3 protein-coding genes are annotated in these 2,899 nt (G+C 64.4%); all 3 read right to left on the bottom strand.

The window, feature by feature from the left end:
• Positions 1-29: 29 nt before the first annotated feature.
• The 3 genes from ACAG24_RS29425 to ACAG24_RS29415 all read right to left on the bottom strand — a co-directional run bounded on the left by ACAG24_RS29425 (position 30) and on the right by ACAG24_RS29415 (position 2,664).
• On the bottom strand, positions 30-392 hold the full coding sequence (locus ACAG24_RS29425; RefSeq protein WP_370476376.1) for a hypothetical protein: 363 nt from the start codon (positions 390-392) through the stop codon (positions 30-32).
• A 275-nt stretch (positions 393-667) separates the two neighbouring features.
• Entirely contained in the window at positions 668-1,642 is a 975-nt protein-coding gene (locus ACAG24_RS29420; RefSeq protein WP_370476378.1) for an anti-sigma factor RsbA family regulatory protein, read from the bottom strand.
• On the bottom strand, positions 1,639-2,664 hold the full coding sequence (locus ACAG24_RS29415) for an MEDS and STAS domain-containing protein (protein ID WP_370476381.1): 1,026 nt from the start codon (positions 2,662-2,664) through the stop codon (positions 1,639-1,641). Before ACAG24_RS29415 ends, ACAG24_RS29420 begins: the two co-directional genes overlap by 4 nt.
• Between the last annotated feature and the right edge of the window lie 235 nt (positions 2,665-2,899).

Genomic DNA, 2,899 nt, shown 5'->3' with positions numbered 1-2,899 from the left:
TCCGTGACAACCGGACCTGGCAACCTGATTCACCCCCGGTCACCGCCGCGGCTTGACTTCTTCATTGAGAGTCCTTTCTGTGCAGGGTGGCTCAGGTTCACGGGAGTGGTTCGTTTCTCACTACCGGACGGACTTTCACGTAGGCCGGTGCCGCCCTTTCGTCGCCGCAACGCCCACGGTTTCCCGTTCCGTCCAGGGCTCAGGGCAGCCACCACCAGCGCACCCGCCACGAGGGTCGCGGACATCCCGTACAGGGCCTGACCCATCGCGTGCATGAAAGCTTCCTCCGCGACCGCGTCCACCACCGACAACGGCTTGTCTTGCAGCGCAAGCCACGTCGTGTCGACTACTTGCTCGGCGGCGCGCTTCTTGTCCGAAACGGTGGTATTCATCGGCCCCACTTCGCAGCGATGTCGCGCGTGATGTTCGTGTCGATGTAGGCGGTGGAGTCCACCAGGGATGTCTCGCCAGGGGCCCGACAGATGCTGTTGCGTCAGTGGGCGATTGCGCCGTTGGCGTGCTGGATCCGGTGACCAAGGCCGGGTATCGAGCAGACGGGCGGGGTCGACGACGGTGACGCGTTGGGCGGGCGGCGTCCAAGTCAGCAGGGCGCGCGACACCCGAGCGCAGTTGACGCCGCGCGTTGATGGGAGTCGTCGCCGATCTGTCAGATCGATGCAATCGGCGTGGGCGCTCCGGCCGTCAACCGCACGGTGAAGCCACCGGCGTGACGATGCAGTGAGATGTCGGCGCACATCTGATGGGCCAGCCATAAGCCCACGCCGGCGGTGCGCGAGGTCACGGCAGGAATAAGGCCCGTCAAGGGTTGGCTCGGCCCACAACCCGCGTCGGTGACGTGGGCGACAAGGCGATCCGCGTATTGCCAGACTTGCAACCTCGTTGGAGTCTCGCCGTAAGCGGCGGCGTTCTCGACGGCCTCGCTCACTGCGAAGACCAAGCCGTCCGCGTCGTAGGTCGTCACCGTCGTCAGACCGCCGGCTGCCGCTTGCTGCACCGCGCGGCGTGCCGCTGCCGCTGTTGGATTGGTCAGCTCGACCGCAGGCCGCCCGGACTCTGCGGGCGGTGGGCCGATCATGAGATCGGCGAGGACTTCCGACGGTGCCCTGTAGTCGGGATTGAGCACATGTCGACCATCGGTGGTCGCCAATCTCGGATGGGTGCGAGCCACGTCGGCGAGCACCTCGTCGGGCGCAGTGCGTACGTCGTACGGGCAGAGTCCCCAGACCGGGAAGGCGTTGTAGGCCTCGTTGACGGCTGCCTCATAGCGAGCCCACCATCCCCATGCCACTCCGAATCCTGGATGAGGAACGTCGCCGACGATACGGATTTGCGCGGCACCGCGTTTGGTGTGCTCGGCCATCAACTCCTGGTAGGACCGAATCGCGGTGGCCGGCCGGGCGTATTGCATGCCAGCAGGAATGAACGAAATACCTTCAGTTCGAGACAAAGCCGACCTGACCAATCGGCTATTGCCTTCGCCCAGGGTCACCAAAGTCGGCTCCCCCGCAGCTATCCCGTCGAGGAGGAATGGCACGACGATGGCCAGGAATTCGTCATCGCTGCCGTAGAACGCTGCTTCGTGGAAGTACCCGAGGGTATCTGCAGCCGCCCCGGACCTCACGCGGCTCCAACCACGGTGACGTGCTCAAAGTCCATAAACTCGGCGATTTGCTCGACGGCATAGCCTGCGTTCTGGACAGCGATGCGAGTGTCGTGGCGTCGCGCGAAGTCGTCGAGGGCCGCTAAGGCATGGTGGTCGACGAAGTTCAGTCCCGCCGCATTCACCACGACCGGCTGTCCCGGCAGAACGTCCGTGCGGTCGAGTGCAGCTCTGAATAGGTCCCGCGAGGAACGGTCGACCTCCCCGTTCAACAGCACCTCAACGATCTCGACTCCCGGCCCACGGCTCACCGAGGCGACGCCGACGGCAGTGTCAAGATTCGGCGGGGTCCCGGAATGATCCTGATCGCGGACCTCTGCGGCGTGCCATCGGAACATCGTGTCGACATTGCTGACCGGATGCATGCACGCCAGCTGGGCGACCGCGTCGGCGCCCAGCACCGTCCGGTCGTAGGCACACATCGCCGACATGGGGAACCGGCTCATGTGCCGGTCAATGAGGTGCTCGTAGTGTACGAACGCATTCAACTGAACAGGGGTGGTCACGATGGGTGTGACATCGGCCGCGACGCGGAATCCGGTGAACCCGGCCGCCAGGGCCGCTGCCGTGGCTTCGGCGTAGAGCGCGATTTGCTCACTCGCCGACACGACATGGTCGACGCCATATGTCTCCCCGAGCGACGTGACTTGGAGTGCGTCCTGGCGGCTTGGCGCTAGCTCATTGAGCAGCCAACTCCCGGTCGACCCGACACTCCAACCCGCCCCGTTGTTGCGTCCGGTTTCGTTGAGTACGCAGTGCACCTGCAGGCCTTGAGCCAGTCCGTCCGCAAGGAAGTCGCGCGCCTTCAGGGCGAACTCGGTGGCATCGTCATAGGCGAGACACAGGTGGTCGTATCGGCCGTATCCCTCGGCGGAGCGTAAGACTCCAGATGCTCGCACGGTGCCAACTATAGGTCCATAGGGCGCGCAAGCAGGTCCTTTGCGGGTGTGCCCCACCGATGTGGCCGGGACCGCCTGCTTCACTGCCCGTCGCCGCGAACAGGCCGCGTCGCTGCTCCTCGAACCTGGCCTGTGCGCTCCAGATTCGATGCCCATCGCTACGTTCACAAAGCCGCCCACACGCGCATGAAAACGGCCCCCGGACCGAAGTCCGAGGGCCGTTTTACCTGGTAGCGGGGACAGTGTGCTGTTTCAGGACATCGGAATAGGGTGTCTCAAGACATCGGCATAGGTGAATCAGCCAGTTTCAGCTGGTGTC

This window comes from Mycobacterium bulgaricum, from assembly GCF_041287165.2.
Classification (GTDB): Bacteria; Actinomycetota; Actinomycetes; order Mycobacteriales; family Mycobacteriaceae; genus Mycobacterium; species Mycobacterium bulgaricum.
This window is presented reverse-complemented; position numbering and strand designations above follow the sequence as displayed.